7 protein-coding genes are annotated in these 19,285 nt (G+C 62.2%); 2 read left to right on the top strand and 5 right to left on the bottom strand.

Going from position 1 to position 19,285, the window contains the following annotated elements; genetic code table 11:
• The 3 genes from ACPQ6D_RS20560 to ACPQ6D_RS20550 all read right to left on the bottom strand — a co-directional run.
• On the bottom strand, positions 1-4,032 hold a 4,032-nt coding region (locus tag ACPQ6D_RS20560; protein ID WP_423226230.1), incomplete at its 3' end, for a galactose-binding domain-containing protein.
• Between the two features lie 312 nt (positions 4,033-4,344).
• Entirely contained in the window at positions 4,345-13,623 is a 9,279-nt protein-coding gene (locus ACPQ6D_RS20555) for a CARDB domain-containing protein (protein WP_423226229.1), read from the bottom strand.
• Positions 13,624-13,689: 66 nt separating this feature from the next.
• The gene (locus ACPQ6D_RS20550) at positions 13,690-13,977 is read right to left on the bottom strand and encodes a hypothetical protein (RefSeq protein ID WP_423226228.1); all 288 of its coding nucleotides are present in this window, start codon (positions 13,975-13,977) and stop codon (positions 13,690-13,692) included.
• A gap of 314 nt (positions 13,978-14,291) precedes the next feature.
• Here ACPQ6D_RS20550 and ACPQ6D_RS20545 point away from each other — a divergent pair, with 314 nt between their 5' ends.
• Positions 14,292-15,134, top strand: coding sequence for a DegV family protein (locus ACPQ6D_RS20545; RefSeq protein ID WP_423226227.1), 843 nt, complete (start codon positions 14,292-14,294; stop codon positions 15,132-15,134).
• Between the two features lie 190 nt (positions 15,135-15,324).
• Positions 15,325-16,443: a hypothetical protein gene (locus tag ACPQ6D_RS20540; RefSeq protein ID WP_423226226.1), complete on the top strand. Its 1,119-nt coding sequence runs from the start codon at positions 15,325-15,327 to the stop codon at positions 16,441-16,443.
• 140 nt (positions 16,444-16,583) lie between these two features.
• Here the strand turns inward: ACPQ6D_RS20540 and ACPQ6D_RS20535 are convergent, their stop codons facing one another.
• Both ACPQ6D_RS20535 and ACPQ6D_RS20530 read right to left on the bottom strand, forming a co-directional pair.
• A complete protein-coding gene (locus tag ACPQ6D_RS20535; protein ID WP_423226225.1) occupies positions 16,584-17,141 on the bottom strand; it encodes a hypothetical protein in 558 nt (185 codons plus the stop codon).
• Between the two features lie 96 nt (positions 17,142-17,237).
• The gene (locus ACPQ6D_RS20530; protein WP_423226224.1) at positions 17,238-19,220 is read right to left on the bottom strand and encodes a HEAT repeat domain-containing protein; all 1,983 of its coding nucleotides are present in this window, start codon (positions 19,218-19,220) and stop codon (positions 17,238-17,240) included.
• Between the last annotated feature and the right edge of the window lie 65 nt (positions 19,221-19,285).

Below are 19,285 nucleotides of genomic sequence, written 5' to 3'. Positions count from 1 at the left end.
ATCCTGCCAAGTCACAGCGTCCCCGGAGACTTGGATTTGATAGCTCGTGGCGTAGGCGTTTTGCCAGCGCAGGACAACCTGAGCGATGGAGTGGCTTACGCCAAGGTCAACATAGATCCACTGTGGATCGCTCCCTGCGCTTCCCCACATGGTCTGGCGATTGCCGTCGAACGCCTTGGCTGGCTCATAATTGACCGCCCAGGAAGAAGCATAGCCTGGTCGCCCCAGGGCCAGATTGTCTGAGGGTGGCGGCGTGGGCGTGGCCGTTGGTGTGGCAGGCGGCCCGTTGTAGATTTCGAACTCCCATAACGAATAACCCCAAGCAGTGGCGCGCTGCAACCCGTACAGCCGAACGTAGCGTCCACTGGCAGAGACTGTGATGCTATCCAAACCGCCGTTACCATTGGTTTCGTGATAGATCTCTTGCCAGTTAACCGCATCCGGTGAGACTTCGATGCGATAATCGCGGCCATACGCCGACTCCCAATAGAGCCGAATCTCCTCAAGAGCGTAGGTGGCGCCGAGATCCACGTAGATCCATTGTGGATCGCTGAACTCCGAAGACCAGCGCGATGCCATGTCGCCGTCGAAGGCATATGTTGGAACGAGTCCATAGATGCTCGATGACGCGTAGGCGGGTTTGCCCTGGGCCAGGTTGGTACCTGGGGCCGGCGTAGCAGTGGCAGTTGAGGTCGGCGTCGGTGTGCCAGTGGGCGTCTCAGTCGCCGTAGCAGTTGGTGTAGGTGTGGGGGAAACAGGTTGAGCCGGTACAAAAAGCTCGCATGAGGTAGAAATAGCGCCGCCAATCGCCAGCCAGCGGCCATCGAGCAACGCTGCAGGCACCGCTCCATTGCGCGCCACCTGTAAGCTAGGACCCGGCGACCAAACTCCAGTCGCAGGGTCATACACTTCACTGGATGCGAGCGTTCCGACTTCGTTACCGCCGCCGGCCACCAGTACCCGCCCATCGGCGAGCATGAAGGCCATATGACCCCACCGCGCTTGACTCAATGAGCCGGTAGGAGACCAGGTACCGGTGGTAGGGTTGAACAGTTCCGCTGTAGTCAAGCCCTGATGCTGATCTGAGTAACCGCCGGCGGCCAGCACCCGGCCATCGGGTAAAACAGTCAGGGTAAACCAAGCCTTGCCACTGGCCATATCTGCTACCTGTGTCCAGTTGCCAGTGGCAGGATCGTACACTTCGGCGGTAGCACCGATGACATTCCATGGTCCCTCTCCGCCAGCAATGAGTACACGGCCGTCATTCAGGAGTGCCGGCACGTAGCCCTCGCGAGCTACATGCACGTTGCCCGTGTAGCTCCATGTTCCGTTCGTGGGATTGTACAACTCCGATGTGGCCAAGAAGCGATTGCCGTTTGGCAGACCATGTGCGCCTGCGGCTAATAGGACGCGGCCATCCTGAAGTCGAATGGGTCGGGCGCCCCGTCGCGGGATATTGAGGCTGCCGGTATAGGACCAAGTCCCCATAGCCGGATCGTAAACCTCAGCCGAAGCGTAGTCGCCATAGCCTGAGATGTCAGTGCCACCAGCAATGAGCACACGTCCGTCGGCAAGCGACGCGGGCTGCCCGAACCATATGCGCGGTGTGTTCAGGCTGCCGGTAAGAGTCCAAACGCCGGTAGTCGGGTCGTATAGCTCAGCGGAGCCAAGCGGTCCGGTTGCAGAACTTCCTGCCGCAACCAAAACGCGACCATCCGCAAGGGTGACAGCGCCGCCCAGGTCGCCCCGCGCCACGTTCATGCTGCCGGTCATGCTCCAAGTCCCTATCGCCTCGGTTGGCGTAGGGGTGGCTATCGCAGTGGGTGTGGCAGTTGGCATAGGAGTACTTGTCTGCGTGGCGGTCGGCATCGGTGCGGCTGTGGATGTCGGTGTTGGCGCGACTCCCAACGGTGCCAGCTTCATCATAAAGCTGTCCCACGCGCCATTTTGGGTCACATCGAAAGCACCGGTCGTGACCGGGAAGTCGGCCGACATGGTTTCGCCGAGCAGGTAGACGCTGTCCGCGCTATCTACTGCGACGTCTAGCCCGCGATCTTCGCCGGTCCCGCCAATGAAGGTCCCGTACAGCATTTGCGAGCCGGAAGCGCTGAGCTTAACGAGGTAACTGTCCATTGGCCCGCCGTTGAAAGAACCTTCTGTGACCGGGAACCCGCTGCCATTGGTATCACCCGCAACATAGACCTCGCCGTTGCTGTTGATCGCAAGCCCCCAGACACCGTCGTTACCTGATCCCCCCAGGCACGATCCGTAGACCAGATTTCCCGGCCCGGTATCCAACTTGGCCACGAAGCCGTCCCATCCTCCACCGAGGCACTCGCTCTGAAAGGCACCAGGGGTGGTGGGGAAGCCGCCCCCAAGTACTGCACCGGAGACGTAAACCGCGCCAGCGCCGTCTACCGCGATGTTGTGAGGAGCCTCGGTGCCGATACCGCCCAAGTACGTGCTGTACAATAAGGCTGTGCCGTCACTGTTCAACTTGGCAACAAAGACGTCGCCGGAGCCGTTTGCCGTCGCATCGAAGGCACTGGGTGTAGTCGGGAAATCCGTGGAACTGGTCTGCCCCGCAAGATAGAGGTTACCCGAGGCATCTACAACCAGGTTGCTGCCTACCTCGGCGCCGCCATATTCGAGGGCTGTTCCGCCCAGGAAGGTACCGTACACGAGGGTGCTGCCTGTAGCATCCAATTTCACGGCAAAGGCGTCTCCACCGCCGTTGTAGGACGTGTCCAGCGCGCCGATAGTGGTCGGGAAGGCCGTCGAGGTGGTCTGACCAGTCACATACGCGGCGCCGCTCGCATCCACGGCCAACGCATACCCTGCGCCGTCACCGAGAAACGTCGAATAGACCAGTGCATCACCTGTCGCACTCAACTTCGTCACAAAAACGCCGCCACCATTCGTGTTGAAGGCGCCCTGGGTCGTGGGAAAGTCGGCGCTTGCCGCGCCGGTCAGATACGCGGCGCCGCTCGCATCCACGGCGATGCTATAGGCAAAATCGGAGCCGGCGCCACCCAGGAAAGTCGCGTAGGACAGGCCGCTGCCGGCCGCGTTCAGCTTGGCGACAAATGCATCCTCGGCGCCATTATAAACAGGGTCGAAGACGCCAGCCGTCGTGGGAAAGTCGGATGAAAGCGTCATACCGGCAATGTAAGCACTACCGGCCGTGTCTACCGCCAAGACACAGCGGTGGTTGCAGTCATTGCCGCTGCCCCCTAGGAATGTACTGTAGAGTAAGCCAGTGGGGTTATCGGCCAGTGCTAGCGGTGCTGGGTGGGTGGTCAGCGCTTCATGAGAAGACGGCGCCGGCACGGCAAACGCAGCCTGTCCGTCCTGCGCCGTATTGCCTTCGACCTGCAACCCGAAGTCGGCCGCCGGAAGCGCCAGGTTGAGCGCACCGATCGCGGTGACCAGATGCACCTCGTTCGTTTCGCCATTACCTATGGATGCTGCGTGCAATGATACGTCATCGGCGCCCTCGATCCGCAGCCGGATGGCATCCCGGTCAGCGCCGGAGTGGGTCTCCAGCCGCCACGGCAAGGAGGCAGTGAGGGATGGCGCACTCTGGCCAGATGCTGGATCTGCCCCGATCACCAAATCAACGCCCGGATAAAGGTCCACGTAGCGCACCCCGCCCCAAACCGGTACATTGGCGCGCCACTCGGTTCGATCACTCCCGATGAAGTACGAGATTTGTGTTTCCAGCCGGTTGAACGGTTCCAAGCGTGGATGAGGGTTGCTGCCGGGGAAACTTAGTTTGAGGTTGACGCCGCGGCCGCTTGCTTGCTCAGCGTTCTTGTCCGCGAAAGCCTGGGGCGCGGGCGGTGAGTCACCAAGCAGGAGCGCCGTCGCAGTCAGGGACTGTGCGTTCAGAGTAATCCAGATGGCATCTTCTGCGAGCCAGATCGTTTTGTCGCCACCCCACATCTCGAAGCGCGCGCCTTCATCGAACTGACCGACATTTTCGATGAACTCCACAGCGCTCCGCTCGATGCCGTTCTCATCTGCGGTCAATGGCGCTCCTACACTGACAGCCTCGGCCCAATCCAGCACCGGTCTTGATGCCAGAGAAGTATGGCCTCGCGCCAACAGTAGCGAGCATTCAAGAATGATCAGAAGACTGACGACAAGCAACGATTTGCGAGTAGATTGAACGTTCATAACGAACCCTCTCTTCGGTGCACGGCAACTTTCGCAGGGCCGGAAGTTGCAGACTCTTGAATATGGCCGGCGCCCTCAGCGCCGGCCGGACTCATGATCACCAGGTGCAGGTTGGCGCCGGCGGCGTCCGCCTGCGGCAGGCTGAGCACCCAGTAGCCCCAGCCGTCACTGTTCACGCCGGATTAACGGCAGGTAGAGCGATCTGTTCGCAGGGGGCGCCGTAAACTCGATCGTTGGCGCCGGCTGACATTGGCAGGCTAGATGGGTCAACTCGATGACCTCGCCGGCTGGGCTGGTGGCTCGCAGGCGCACGTCGGTACTGCCGCAATCCACCTCTGGCAGGCTCAGCACCCAGTAGCCATACCCGTCTACCAACACCGAGAGCGGCTCCGAGGGAGTACCGCTGCCGTCTAGCAGGCGTGCAATCAGCATGGCGCCCGTCGCCGGGCTGCCGTTGCCATACTGCACCTGCCCATAGGCTGTTACGGGAGTTCCTGGCGTCGTAACCGCCAGCGTAGTCACCGCGAAGGGTTGGTTGCCCTGCCCCACCACGGTGTTGCCCGAATGCACACGGAAGTAATAGGACGTCTGGGGCGTCAGGCCACTGAGCGTCACGTGGTGCAGCGGGGCCGTCATGCCGTTGCCGCGATCGTCATAGGCCGACTGCCCCAGGTTGGAGGTCGGTCCATACTCCACCCAGCCATCGCTGGGCTGATCGGTTCGCCAGGTCACGGTGAACGCCACGTCCCGCCGGTTGGTCACCAGCACCTCGGAAATCACCGGATCGGCGACCACAGGCGGTTGCGGACCGCTCTCAGGGCTTCCCCACGTGTCGGCATCCATCGCCAGCGGCAGTCTCGGCACATACGCACTTCCCTGCGTGCACTTGACGAAGTATCCCTCATCCGTGCGCAGGGTGAAGGTGTTGAAAGGCAAGTTATGCACATGCCCGTTCCAGCCGCCGTTCAGCCAGCGGTCTATCTCCGAGCAGTTGCCGCCCTGCACTTCAATCCCATCCAGCAACTGTTCGGCGTTCATCGCCCCCGGCAGCTTGGGCAACCCGATCAGGTTCCAACCGGGTACGAGCACCAGCGACAAGGGGTTCGACGGCGGCCGGCCATTGCGCTGCCAGGCGTGAGCCGCCAGGCTCTTGACAAAGTAGCCCTGACCCAATCCGAGAGGATAGTTGTTGACTGGCAGGTTGTGAATATGCGCGTTCCAGCCGCCGTTCAGCCAGCGGTTTATCTCCGAGGCGTTGCCCCCTTGGGCTTCAATATCATCCAGCGCCTCCTCGGCCAGCGGCATCGGATCACTGCTGACATTGAGGCCCAGCAGGTTCCAGCCGATAGCCAGGCTGTGGCTCACCTGGGTTGGGCAGGTCAAGGTCATGGCTGGCGCCGGGTCATCGTTGGCTGTGTCCACAACCTGCTCGGCCATGCATGCGCTGCCGTCGGTGGCCACTAAGCGCACCTGGTCGCCAGAGAGGCTGTACTGGAAGACCTGCTGGTTGTTCGCCGTGCGGGCGTTGCCCAGATCAACGCTCCAATAGCCATCGTCGGTCGCCAGGATGACGTAAGAGAGCGGCGCGGCGTCGCCGGCGCTGCCCAGGCCATCGGCGTTGTGCAGCGTGATATAAACCAGCGCAGCGGCGGCTGGGGTCGCGCCATCGGGCAGGAAAACCTGGCCATAAATCAGGTCGGGTGAGGTGGGCGGTAGCGTGGGGCCTGTGGTGAACTGGTACAAGACGCCGCTGTTGTCATCCATCGTATCGGCCGAGGCCACGTAGAAATAGTAGGTGGTCACAGGCGTCAGGCTGGCAAGGGTGACATGGTGTGTACGGCTCGACGTGGCGGCGCCGCGATCGTCGTGTACGATTTGACCCAAGGTCTGGCTGGGGCCGAAGAAAACCATGCCATTGACAGCCAGGTCGGTGAGCCAGGAGATGGTCGCGCTGTTATCGGAGACGTTGCTGATGCGCAGGTCGCGGATGACCGGCAGCGTCAGCATCGTTTTCTGTTCTACACTGATCTCATTGACAAAGGCGTTGGTCGTGCTGTTCGTGCGCACAATACGCACCACGATGCTGCCGTCCTGCGCGTACGCACCCACAGGCACGTCAACAGTGACATCGCGCTGCTGGACGCCGTTGAGCACAACTTGCGGGCCGGTGTTGAACGCATCAATGAAGACGGTTTGGTCCACCACACCGGCGGCGCCCTGGTAAAAGGTCAGGTGGACCTGGTAGCGCCAGCTGGGGTCCAGGCCGTCGAAGCGATAACGCAGTTCATTGTCTGGATCGTCATCGGGGTTCGCATCCGCAATATCAATGCGGCGGCTCTGGTATGGAAGCGTTCCCCAGGTGGTCTGGGTTACGCCATCTAGCCAGCCATTGCCTGTGGGTGACGGGTAGGCTGGATCGTTCGCGCCGCCGGCGTCTCCGTAGCGGTAGTACACGTCGTACAGGTTGACTTGCGCCACGGTAGCATCGTGCCCCTGGATTTCTTCGATGGCCACGACGATGCTGCGATCGGCGTAGAGGGCGGGGTCGAGTAACAGCGACAGGCGATGCACGGCCTGGTCACTCAGGTCCACCGCTTCCTGCACCAGGTTGCCATCCACGAGGACTTTCTCGCGGCGCCCTACGCCATCGCACACAGATAGCGTGATATCCAGGTGGTAGCTGTGACCGGGCAGCAGATGGTCGAAGCGATACTGCACCTGGCCATCTGGATCAATGCGCTGGGTCTGATCCGGCTGGCTGCCACACGAGGCGCTAACCTGACCATCAAGATAGCCATAGCCCAACGTCGTCGAATAGGGCGGGTCGTTGGCGCCGCCGCTGTCGAGCAGCAGCGGCCCGGCCACGCCCACATAGACATCCAGCCAGGTATCATTGTTCGTCTCGTCGGATTCATTGACCTGGCCATCTCGATCAACGCGGGCAAAGAGGCGACGCGTTCCTGGTGAAGTAGGTGTCCAGGTGAAAGAAAGGCTCGTCTGGGCGCCGCCGGCCAGCGAGACAAGTGTGTGTTCCCCAACGAGCACACCGCCGCTGCCGGGAGTGCCTTCGTACAGGGACAACACTTCGGAGCCTGCGGAAGTCTGACCGTCGTTACGCAACGTGAGCGTGATGTCCACCGCTTCGTTCGTCACCGGCTCCGGGTTGGAGAGAACCATCAATGTCGTCCGCAGGTCGGGACTGGTGAGAATCGTCAAATTGGTGGTGGCTTCATTGTTATTCTCGTTTGTCTCGACCACTCGATTGAAGGGATCCAGCACGACACGCACCGGCACCGTGCCGGTAAACCCGGTCGTGTCCCAGGCAATGTCTGCCATGGTTGTGCCGCTCGCCGACACATTCGGGACGTAGGCCGCACCGATCATGGTTTCGCCCCAGCCGGGCATGGTTGCGTAGAAGGCTGCGGTCAATCCGCCCGTATCGAGCGTACCGGGATTGTGCAGCGTGGCTGTAACCGTGACCGGGTCGGTCTCCATGGGCGCAGTTGCGCTGAAAGCCAGGTCGCCAGTGCCCACCAGCGCGTCGGTTTGGCCGACCGGCGCGGCGCTGAAGCCGGTCAGGTTCAACGTGGCGAATGGCGCCAAGTAAATGCGGATCGGCACATTCACCTCACCGCTGTGACCAGCCAGGTAGGCGTTGACCGCCGTCGCCAGGTTGCCGGTGGTCAGACTGACGGGGTAAGTTGGCGAACCGGTATACGCCCAGTCCACCGAGCCGTTGTCGCCCACATCCACGCCGATCGTCAGTGGGCCGGAGCCATTACCAACGGTGAAGCTGGTCGTGACGTTAGTGTACCCCTGCGACCGGACAGGCAAACCGATAGCGCGCAGCTTGCTGCCGGTGAGCGTCACCTGCAGGTTGGTCAGGAGCACCTGGCCGGCCCGATCCAGGGTGACCCGCACAGGAACGTCAAGGTATCCCGTGGTGGGTGCGCCGTGGCTCGCCCAATAGGCGTTGAAGAACGCGGCCAGGTTGGGGCTGGTGTACTGACCCGCATTGGCCACGGTGCCGTTCCAGGAATCGCTGCCGGTGTTGCCCACGTCGAGCGCAAACCAGGCGTTGCTGGGCAGATCGCTGACCAGGGCTTGCAGCGTCACCGACGTAAAGAGGCCGGCCGGCACGCGCAGGGTCATCACCTGGTTGGCGACGCCGGTCCAGTTGAGCTTGCGGCCGTACTGCACCTGGTAGGTGTTGGTGCCGGTTTCGGGTAGATTGAGGCGAGCGCGGTTGTAGGGGGCGGAGTCCACCTGCTCGACGATGTAGCAGTTCAGTTGTTGGGTGCTGGCAGGCGGATCGGTAGTGCCAGAGGGCAGTTGGCAGTATTCAATACGAACGCGGCCCTTTCCACCTTGGCCTTCTGTAGCACCATTAACTCCACCACCCCATGCACCGATTCGATTTGTCCCCAATGTAGCAGAACCACTTCTGAGAAAAATGCTCCCCCCAGCGCCGCCGCCGCCCGCATTCCTTCGACTTGGATGCACAATCTGACCCCCGCCATTCCCACCGGAAGCGGCAACAAAGCCAGAAACGAGCATATTCTGCGCCACGGCAATGATAATGCCGCCCCCTGAACCTCCACCACCGGGATCGGTGCCACCTCTGCCGCCGCCGCCACCGCCACCGAAGAACAACAGAGTAGAGTCAACAGGTTGTGACACATTTCCTCCGATGCCGTAACAGCAGCCGCCGTCATTTGGCCATCCATTGCCACCAGCCGCGCCATTACCGCCGCCGCCGCCGGGGTAGTTATCACCCTCAGCACCACCGCCACCACTGTAAAAGGGCTGTCGGTTTTCACCTGGCCAGCCTACAATGTAACTGTAGCCACGACCAGCCGGGCTCCCGTCAGTGGAATTGTTGCCGCCCCAGAACCCACCACCGCGACCACCGTATGAGTTGTCACTCCCTCCACTTCCACCAGGGCCTCCGTTGGCATTCAGTGCGCCAGTCACGTTAAGTGTGGCCTGGCACATCACTGCTAGAATGCCTCCGTAATTTCCATTCCATTGGGTCAAGGGGGTGACTGTCCCACTGACTGGGCAATCGGTGTATTGCGGTACTCGTTGAATCTGTGCCCGATTGTTGCTATCGCTTGCATAGTTGCAGCGCAGTGGTTGCGCTAGTTGATAGGTTGTAGTACCTCCGCCAAAGTCTGATACCGCCTTGTTGAGTTCCCAGCACCCTGCGTTCGTGCCTTGCGTCTGGTGGATCAACACCGCATCGCCTGGGTTGATACGTCCGACCCCAAATGCATCGCTAACATTGATCGAGTAAGAACCGACGCTCCCGCTGTTCACCACGCCGACACCAACGCCGTTGTTGTTGTCCAGGTTGCCGCTCGAAGGCATCACGCCGTCGCGGCCATCGCCGAACATATCATAAGAAGCCATACCACTGCCGAACGCCGTCGCGTACTTGCCGACACCCTTGAGCGTGATGTAATCCTGGCTGTACACCTTCACTGGATGTAGCGTCTGCGGCTCCGGACCGAGCGTGTGCGCAAACTCTACCCACTGACCCTGGGTGCCCGAGACGGTTGTCGGCCAGTCGAGCGGACGCTGTGTCGCACCAACCGGAGTGTCGGCTGGTGCGGCTGTGACCGTCCCAACGGCATGCACCGTTCGCGTCGGATTGGCTGGGTCGCTGGTGCGGATAGTTACGTTCTGGTCGTAGGGGCCAACGGACAGGCTGCTGGTGTTGAGGGTGATATCGTAAGTGGTTTGATCGGCGGGCGCGATACGCCGGCTACCGGTTTGAGAAACCGTGAGGCCACTCGGCGCGCTGACATAGGTCAGCAAGTCGAGTTGACCGGTGTTCGCCAGGGTGAAGCTGCGCTTGAGCACCGTGCCCTGCGCCGCCGTGCTGAAGTCCCAGATTGCGTCGGTCGCGGCCATGGCTAGAGTCTGCGTCGGATCGGCGGCGAAGGAGATCAACGGTCGCGCGGCCGAGTCAATGATGTTGCCCTCGCTGTCGGTCCAGTGCGCGAGCAGAATGTTGTCCGCGGCAGGATCGTAGGTTTGGGTGAAGGCGGCAGTCGCCCAGATCACCGGGAAGACAGTGGGACCGGGCGGGATGGTCGGCAGGGTATGCTCCTGATGCAGCACCGGCGTCCCATCGGCGACGAAGTCCACGTAGAGATGACCGCTCTGGATCGCGGCCGGATGCGGGCTGTTGGCGATCAGGTTCGTGGTGTTGTTGCCATTGGCATTCACCGACCCAGTCGTGGCGATCTCTAACCCCAGTGGCTTGAGCATCTGGCCGGCATACGGCGCCAGGTCGGTGTCGAGGCTGGGCAGCTCCACGGGCGTGATGAAGCGGTGGCTGCCCTGCGGGTCGCTGTAGCTGACGACGATCACCGGCGGTGTCGGATTGGCACTGTTGACGGTGTAGGTTAAGGTGTCGCGCGGTGTGAGCACAGTGACGGTGAAACTGGCGCCGGCCGCAATCGTGCCGGTCGTAAGACCAATCTCCAATCCATCGGAGACGCTCAGCGGCAGCGGGCTGTGATAGCTGCTTCCTACGGGGAGAGAGCCACTGCCACCCGATCCATCATTCCAGGTGAGCGCGGTGCTGCCCGTGCCGACCACGCCCGGCGTGGATGCGCTGAAGGTATAGGTGCGGTCGGCGGTGCCGCTGTAGTTACCGGTCGCATAGGGTTTGGCCGTGCTGCTGCCCCAGTGCGCCAGGCCCGGCGGCTTGACCAGGCTGCCGACGGCGACGTGCTGGCCGGGGCGCACCTTGCCGTTGCCGCCGACGGTGTTGTTGCCGATGGTCGTGGTGTCGTCGGGCGAATACATGACGGCATCGATGCCGTAGGCGTCGAAGGTGCCGCTGTTCTCCAGCACCAGCTTGACCGTCACGACGTTGCCGGTCTGTTCTTTCACATAACCAGCCAGGATCTCCGGCTGTGGGTGGTCGGCCGGGTCGTCCTTGTCGGTGCCGTAACGCAGCTCGACCCGATCCTGGTAGCCATCGCGGTCGCTGTCACGGTTGAAGCGGAAGAGGATGGCGCCGCCGGCCTCGGCTGGCAGGTCTTTGAGCGGGGTGTTGCCGGCATCCGCCTGCGTCAGGTAGATGTTCCACCAGGCGATGTCGGACAGGAAATGCTCGTGCCAGGTGGGCGGGTTGATGCCGTTGAACTCCGGGGTTCGCAGCGAACTCAGGTTGCCATCCACGTCGTAGCTGGCCGCGAAGTAACGCGTCAGCACGTCCTGCACGCTCTCCACGCCCCAGGTCGGGATGACGTAGCTGTCCACCGTCTCGTCGTTATCATCCACACCGTCTTCAATGAAAACGGTCAGGCCGCCGGTGACCGCGTCCTGGTAGAAGAGCTCATCCGCGCCGTAGCTGAAATCCTCGAGCACGACGCGCAGCGGCTCGCCGAGGTCAATGCGTTTCATCTGCTCCAGGGTCAGCGGCACGTTGTTCGATGTGAATTGGTGCGGCGCGTCGGCCGGGAAGAGGTTTTCGAGCTTTCCGTTGGGGAACTGCTGCCAGGCCGGGTAGGAGATGATCGGCGTCGTATCATCGCCCAGGTAGATGTTGAAGATGACGCCGGTCAGCTCGCGTGCATACTCCGTGCCCGTGTTCTTCACTTCGTAGGTGAACGTCAAGTCAGCGCTATGGCTGGAATCCACGGCCCAGGCGGTGCTCCAGTTCTCACCGGTGGTGAAGGCCTGACCTTGGGCGATGGTGTGCTCCTCGTAGACTTCGTTGGTGATCGTCTGGGCGCCGCCCCAAGAGCGGCCATTCGTATGCGTCTCGGTGAAACGCGGGCGCGATAATTGGTAGCTGATGTCCTGTAATCCACGGGAAAGCAGCTCACCCTGCTGATTGATTGCATATTGCACCCCATCAAGCGATGAGACAATTCCCTGTGTGTCGAAGTTCTGATTCAGTGTGACTGGTACGACCACGTTGGTAGTTGTACGGATATTGTTGTGGTTAATGTTCGTGTATGAGTAGAGGTTGGTTTGCTGTTGTTCTTGTACCTGGTTGGGTGCCCACAGATCTTGCCATCCTTGTCCAGCCACTGCCAATGAACCAGCGACAGCCACCCCTGCGGCTCCGGCCACAAGACAACCACCACCGGCTGTTTCTAGACACAAAGCGGCACCCGCAGCCGCTACAGCACCCGCGGCCACACCACCACCGACTCCAAGTACTACTCTCGTGCCTCCCCAGGCGCGTTGCCAGAAGTCCTCCGGGGCTCTGGCTGCTGAATAGTTGCCCGCACCATCGCCCACCGGTGTTTCGAGAGATTGGGATACTTCTTCCCAGTTATTCCATGTTCTTGTATCTGCTATGCTTGTACTTTGACCGCGCATGACGCTCGTTTCATACGAGTTCGTCTGCTGCGTCATTTGTCCCTGTGTCGTGGTGATCGTCGTTACCCGGTTGACGGTCCACGAGCCGGGCACGACCGATACCTCCGGCACCGGGAAGGCCGCCACGAAGATGTTGTCGCCGGGTGGGCGCACCCAGTTGGGCATGGTCGCTTTGATGTAGTTCCAGTATTCGATGGCCGGGTAGCTGCCATAGCCGCAGTTGGTCGGCGCGCCAGGGCAGTAAGTTACGCCGAAGAGCTCTTGCCCATCGTCGAACTTGTCGCCGTCGGTGGTCTCGTTGGGGACACGCGAGCCAACCATGAAGACCTCGGCAAAGTCCGGGATCGTGTCGTAGTCGCCGTCGTTGCAGACGTTGACGTGTGTCCCCAACCGGTCGTTGAAGTTGGGCCAGGCGTTGGGCGGACCAAATGGTGGGCCGTAGCCCCAGCGAACGGTGCGGGACAGCGTGAAGTCGAGCAAGGCGTCCACTTCCGTGCCGTCACTGTAGGCCTGCGCATCGCCGTCGCTGTTGGCATTGAGCGGATCGGTGCACCACCAGGCTTCCTCGGTGTTGGTCAGCCCGTCCGCGTCGTCATCCACGCTGTTGAGCGCACTGATACCTGCGCGCTGCTCGCTGCTCAGGTCGGCCATCGCCCCGCGGAGCGTGGCAAGCGCGTCGGTCTTCCCTGATCCCGCCTTCTCGGCGGTCACGACCGCACGCGCCGCAGCCAGCAGCGGCTGCAGGCTGGCTCCCAGCCAGGCCTTCCCCGGCGCAGCTTCGGCTAATAGCACAGCTAGATCATCGGTCATCCGCGGCTCGAAACCCAGGCGCGCCAAGTCGGTCAACTGGTCGCCATCCACCAGGACGAGCAACTCCGGGTCGTTGTCCGCCAAGACCACGACGCCCATCGTGTCAAGGCGATCACGCGTGACAGTGGATGGCAAATGGACACGCGTGCGATACAGGCCGCCGTCAGCCGACGGCAGTGTACCCTGTGCCTGGCTCACTGGCAGTGGACCCGGCAGCGGATTGACCAACAGAGACATAACGACGAGAAATGTGCACAAACGAAAGGCAGGAAATGAACGGGACATGGTCTGCTTGCTCCTTCTTCGCCGGCCGCCGAGCTGGCATGCCCGGCAATACCGTTACCATACGGATCAATGACCGGGGGAGGTCAACGCGTGCGCGTGATGAGCGGCAAATAGGCGGTTTTCGATGGGCGCGTCGTGGGCGTTACCGTCGGTGTTGCCGTATGTGATGGGGTTCGTGTAGCTGTAACGATAGATCCAATCATTTGCTTGCGCATAGCCGGCTGTTCTCCGGGAACCAACCGATTTCATGGCAGCCAAGGTCGCAAGAAGCAGGGTACTGGAGGCCGGGGCGTGGATTCTCTGGAAGACCACTTCCGTGGACAACAGTGCTGCACCGACCAAAGCCGGGTTCATGCCGAAAGCAGCATAAGAACAACGATGTAACCTACATTATACAGCGCCTGTCTTGATCCTGAACATGATACAGCGCAGGTTAGTTCATCCTCTTGCTCCCCCTCGCGCCGACGCCGAGACGGGCGAGGCGTAAAAGGGTTAGGGCAGCACGGGCGCGCCCCTGTACGCGCCTGGGTCGCCGCGGGCCAACACGGAAGGCGGCTGTGCGGACTTGCGAAGCCCAGCGGCCCATAATTGCGCTTTCGGCGCAGGTGGTGGCATAATGGAAAGGAAATGGAATTGCGATTCTTTGCAACCGACAGGAGACAGGCCTCATGGTCCACATTATCACCGATACGACGGCATCGCTGCCGGAGACGATGGTGCAGCAGCTCGGTATCCCGATCATTCCCCAGGTCATCAACTTCGGCACGGAGTCCTTCCTGGAAGGGGTAGATTTGGACAAGGCAACTTTCATGCGGCGCCTGCGCAGCGAACGCACGCTGCCGAAGACCGCGGCGCCGCCGCCGGAGTTGTTCGTGCGCGAGTTCGCCCGCCTGGCGCCAACCGGCGAAGCGATCGTGTGCATCCATCCGTCGTCCGAGGTGAGCGGCACCGTGCGCTCAGCGTTGACCGCCGCGCAGGAGTTCCCCGGCGCAGATATTCGCGTGATTGACAGCCGCGTGGTGGCGGCGCCGCTGGCGACCCTGGTGCAGGAGGCGGTGCAGATGGCGGCGGCCGGGGCAACCGCCGACGACATCGAAAGCCATGTGCGGGCCATGATTCCGCGCTGTCGCCTCTACTTTTTGGTGGCCACGCTGGAATACCTGGCCAAGGGCGGCCGCATCGGCGGCGCCGCCGCGCTGCTGGGCAGCGTCTTGCAGATCAAGCCCATTCTGACAATGCGTGACGGTCGCGTCGAAGTTCTGGAGCGCGAACGAACGCACAAGCGCGCCCTGGCGCGCATCAAGGAATTGGTGTTTTCGCAGATTCCCCGCGATGGCAGCGGCCACCTGTGCGTGATGCACGCCGATGCGCCAGAACAGGCGCTGGCGCTGGCCGAGGAGCTGCGCACTCCGCTCAACCTGCCGCCGCTGCCGCTGTTCGATGTGCCGCCCGCCATCGTCACCCACGGCGGGCCAGGCATCTTGGGCGTCAGTTTCTTTGTGCAGGCATGACGCCGCGCGCGGGTTGCAGCCATCAGCCGCGCCGTGGCCAAGCAGTAGAGTTCTTGCGCGCATAGGACAGGTTCTTCTGCCACGAATTACACGAATGTCACGAAGACGGCAGGAGCAATTCGTAAAATTCGTGTAATTCGTGGCTGCGCCTGCTCTGCCAATTCCGGCTCGTCCGGGTAAGGAGTAGTCTATGCAGATTCGTCGTATTGACACTGCGCGTCGTGCAGAAGTCAACCGTTTTGTCCAGTTCCCCTTTGAGCTCTATCGCACCTGCTCCCAATGGGTGCCGCCCCTGTGGCAGGAGATGCGGTTCGTCCTCAACCGCGAGCAGCATCCATTCTATGAGTATTCGGACGCTGAGTTTCTGATCGCCGAGCATCGCGGGGAAGTGGTCGGGCGCCTGGCGGTGATGAACAACCGCAACTACAATCGCCACCACGGCCAACGCATCGCCTTCTTTTATTATTTCGATGTGGTGAATGATCTGGAAGTGGCGCAGGCGCTGTTCGACGTCGGCCAGGCCTGGGCGCGTGCGCAAGGCCTCGCTACGCTGATCGGGCCCAAGGGCTTCCTGCAGGGCGACGGCCTGGGCATGCTGGCCGAGGGATTCGAGCATCGCCCCGCGATGGGCATTCCGTACAACTACGCGTACTACAACGATTTCATGGAACGCCTGGGGTTTGTCAAAGAGACCGATTTCTACTCCGGCTACCTGACCGGAAGCCATGAACTGCCGCCGCGCTTCTTCGAAGTGGCTGACCGCGTCAAGGCGCGCCGCGGCTTCGAAATCAAATCGTTCAGCAGCGAGCGTGAGCTGCGCCAGTGGATCGGCCGCATCGGCCAATTGTACAACGATTGCTTTGTAGACAATTGGGAATACTGCCCGATCACCCCAGCCGAGATGCAGGCCATTGCCGACCGCATGCTTTCGATTGCCAATCCGCGTCTGATCAAACTGGTGCTGAAGGGCGACGACCTGATCGGCTTCGTCTTTCCCTTCCCTGATTTGTCAGCCGCCATCCAGAAGGCGCAGGGACGCCTGTGGCCGCTCGGCTGGCTCTATCTGCTGCGTGAGTTTTCACGCACGAAGTGGGTGAACTTCAACGGTCTGGGACTGCTGCCTCAGCATCAAGGCGTCGGCGCCAACTCGATTCTGTACACCGAAGTGGCGCGCACGATCCGCGAGTGCGGCTTCGAGCACGCCGACGTGGTGCAGGTGGAAGAGCGAAACGCCAAGAGCCAAGGTGACATGGCCGCCATCGGCGTATCATGGTATAAGAAACATCGCATTTACCGCAAAGGACTGTGATTGGAGATTGGAGATTGGAGACCAGAGATCAGGGAGGGATGGTCGCGCCGGTTGTAGGCCACAAACCCCTTGCCCACAAATTTCTCCCCACCACGATCTCCGGTCTCTGATCTCTGATCTCGAATTTCCGATCTCTGGTCTCACACTACTGGGTGCGCTGGCCGCAGGGTTGACACCACGGCGTCGAAGGCGTCCAGATCGCCGTAGCCGACGAGCTGCATGGCCTGCCCGTCCAGGACGATCAGGATGACGCGCGCCGGCTCGCCGCTGAAGGTGACGATGTCCGCGCGCACGGCCGGGATGCCGTTGATGATCGTTTGGCGCAGCGCGGGCGGCGCGCCATCGTGCGCCTGCAGCTGGGCAGCTAACTGCGCCAGGGTTGACGCGCCGGGGATAGGCACGATTTCAATCTTGCTCAACGGCGCTGCGACCGCCTCCGCGGCGTCGGTGGCCTGATAGGAGTAGATGGTCGTCAACCAGCCGGCATCCGCTTCCACACGCCAGCCAGCCGGATAATCGAGTTCGTACCCCATGATACCGTCGCGCAGGGTCAGGCGAGCTGGCGTCTTGTCCGTTTCCAGCGCTGCGGCCTTGCCCGGCGTGACGCTGTCCGCGCGCACGACGGTTTCCCACACCACGACGCTGCCTGTGATGAGCAGCAAGGCCACGAACCACTGCCAGTGGGCCGTTTTCGGCATGGACAGCCTTTTCATGGAGAACCACCCCACCTTCAACCTACCTACGATACTTTGCACCATGGTCTTTGCACGTTGCACGGTTGTCTGCTCCATGATTCAGCGTCCAACCTTCAACGGCTTCAGCGCCTGGGGGCGCATAACCAGCACCGCCAGCGCCAGCAGCATACTGGCGAGCAAGATCAAGCTGCGCGGCGGGGCTAGAAGATCGCCGAGATGCGCCAGCAGTCCAGGTTGCGCGGCGGCCGTCACGGCCGGCTGGGCTGTCCTGGCCTGGATTGCTTCACTACGGGCGAGGGCTTGCATGCTGGCGGAACGCACCATCGCGTCGCTGTCGCTCTGCTGCGCGACCTGCAGCGCCTGGCGGGCCTGCGCACCGCCGATCTCACCCAGCGCCCAGGCGGCTTCACTGCGCACCGCCGCGGCGCTGTCACCACGGACGATCCCCGTCAGGGTGGAGACGCTCTGGGGAGCGGCAATCCAGCCGAGCGCTTCGGCGGCATTGCGGCGCTGCACGGCCGACGGATTCTCCTGAGCCATCTGCTCCAGCGCGGGCAGCGCGACCGCTCCCATCTGCTCCAACCCTGCCATGGCGGCCTGACGGCGCGCGGTCAGCTCGTCATCGGCCAGATTGGGGACTAGCGCCGCGGCCGCGGCCGGCGTCCCGATCTGCGCCAGGGCTGCGGCGGCCGTGCTGCGGGCCACGCTGTTATCCGCCGAGACGATGGCAGCCAGGGCCGGGACGCTCTCTTCGGCCTTGAGAAGCCCCAGGGCCAGCGCCGCGCGCATGCGCACCATCTCGTCGCCGCTGCGCAGGTATTCGATCAACACCGGAATGGCCGATGCATCGCCCAAGCGGCCCAGCGCGTTGGCCGCGCTCAGGCCAACCTGCGCATCCTCGCTGCCCAGGCGAGCCAGGAGCGGCGCGACGGCCTGCCGATCGCCCACGAGACCCAGGCTGACTGCAGCCCACGCTTGCTGCGCCGCGTCGCCGCGGCTGAGCTGCGTCAACAAAGCGCTGACATCGCCGTAGGTCAGGTCCAGTGTGCCTTGCGCGGTCACGGCCTGCACGCTGAGGTGCGCATCGCTGCGCGGGAGCAGGGCGGTGACGCGCGCGGTTAGCTGCACCGGCTGCCCGTCGCTGCCGGACATTGCGGCCCAGCGGGCGCCGTTATCAACGCTGACATAAACGGCGCCTGGGGTGAAGTGCATCTGGCTGGTGCCGGCCCATGTGCCGGTGGCGGCGTAGACCACACCGGCGTCGCGGGGATCAATGGTCAACGCAGTCACGTCCAGGATGACGCCCGGCTGCAAGCCGACGGCATCCAGCAGGTTGTTCCAACTGCGGCCGCCATCCAGACTGCGATAGAGGCCGTTGCTGCCCGTCGCGGCCAGCAGCGTACCGTTTGTCTCGACCAGTTGATGCACCGGCACAGAAACAGACTGCACCCTGGCCCAGCGGCCGTCCACATTCACGCTGAAGAGACCGCGCTCCGATGCCGCATAGACGGCCTGCGGATTGGCGCGGCTGATCACGACCTGCGAAACCAGCGCGCCGTCCAACAGCCCGTCGCCAGCGCGAGTCAGGGTGTCCCCGCGTAACTTGAACAAGCCATTGGAAGCGCCGATGTACAGCGAATCGGACAGGCTGTCCACGGCCAGGCTCGTCACCTGGGCTGGAGCCGCGTTGACGCTGGCCCAAGCCAGAGGAAGTTCCCGCCAGGTCTGTGCGTCGAGGTCCGCACGGAAGAGGCGGCTGCCGCTGGCGGCGAAGGCCGTGTCTGACGTTGGGGCCATCGCCAGGGCGCTGAGCTGCGTCACCGGCAGGCTGCCAGCGGTCAACCATGTGCGCCCGCTGTCGCTGGTGCGCCACAGTTCGACGCGCTTGCCATCGGCCGCGGTCAGCGCGGCAACCATCTGGCTGCGGCTGGCGTCGCTCACCAGGCGCTGCACCTGGCTTTGCGGCAAGGCGTTCAGCGCCTGACTTTCCTGCTCGCCAAAGGTCAAGGCAAAACCAAAACCACTGGCCAGGATCAACAGGGCCATCATTATACGCACGAAACGACTCTGCAACGTCTTCATAAGGCACTCTCCTACACTATCTTTGTGATGGTGACAGTGTAGCACCAGCGTAGACGTTGCGTATC

This window comes from Candidatus Amarolinea aalborgensis, from assembly GCF_900491745.1.
GTDB lineage: Bacteria > Chloroflexota > Anaerolineae > SSC4 > Amarolineaceae > Amarolinea > Amarolinea aalborgensis.
Note: the sequence above shows the minus strand (reverse complement) of the source record. Positions and strands in the feature narration are given on the sequence as shown.

Excerpts from the sequence above, each read along its gene's own strand:
- ACPQ6D_RS20555 (WP_423226229.1), bottom strand. The coding sequence starts at position 13,623 with ATGTCCCGTTCATTTCCTGCCTTTCGTTTGTGCACATTTCTCGTCGTT.
- ACPQ6D_RS20550 (WP_423226228.1), bottom strand. The coding sequence starts at position 13,977 with ATGAACCCGGCTTTGGTCGGTGCAGCACTGTTGTCCACGGAAGTGGTC.
- ACPQ6D_RS20545 (WP_423226227.1), top strand. The coding sequence starts at position 14,292 with ATGGTCCACATTATCACCGATACGACGGCATCGCTGCCGGAGACGATG.
- ACPQ6D_RS20540 (WP_423226226.1), top strand. The coding sequence starts at position 15,325 with ATGCAGATTCGTCGTATTGACACTGCGCGTCGTGCAGAAGTCAACCGT.
- ACPQ6D_RS20535 (WP_423226225.1), bottom strand. The coding sequence starts at position 17,141 with ATGCCGAAAACGGCCCACTGGCAGTGGTTCGTGGCCTTGCTGCTCATC.
- ACPQ6D_RS20530 (WP_423226224.1), bottom strand. The coding sequence starts at position 19,220 with ATGAAGACGTTGCAGAGTCGTTTCGTGCGTATAATGATGGCCCTGTTG.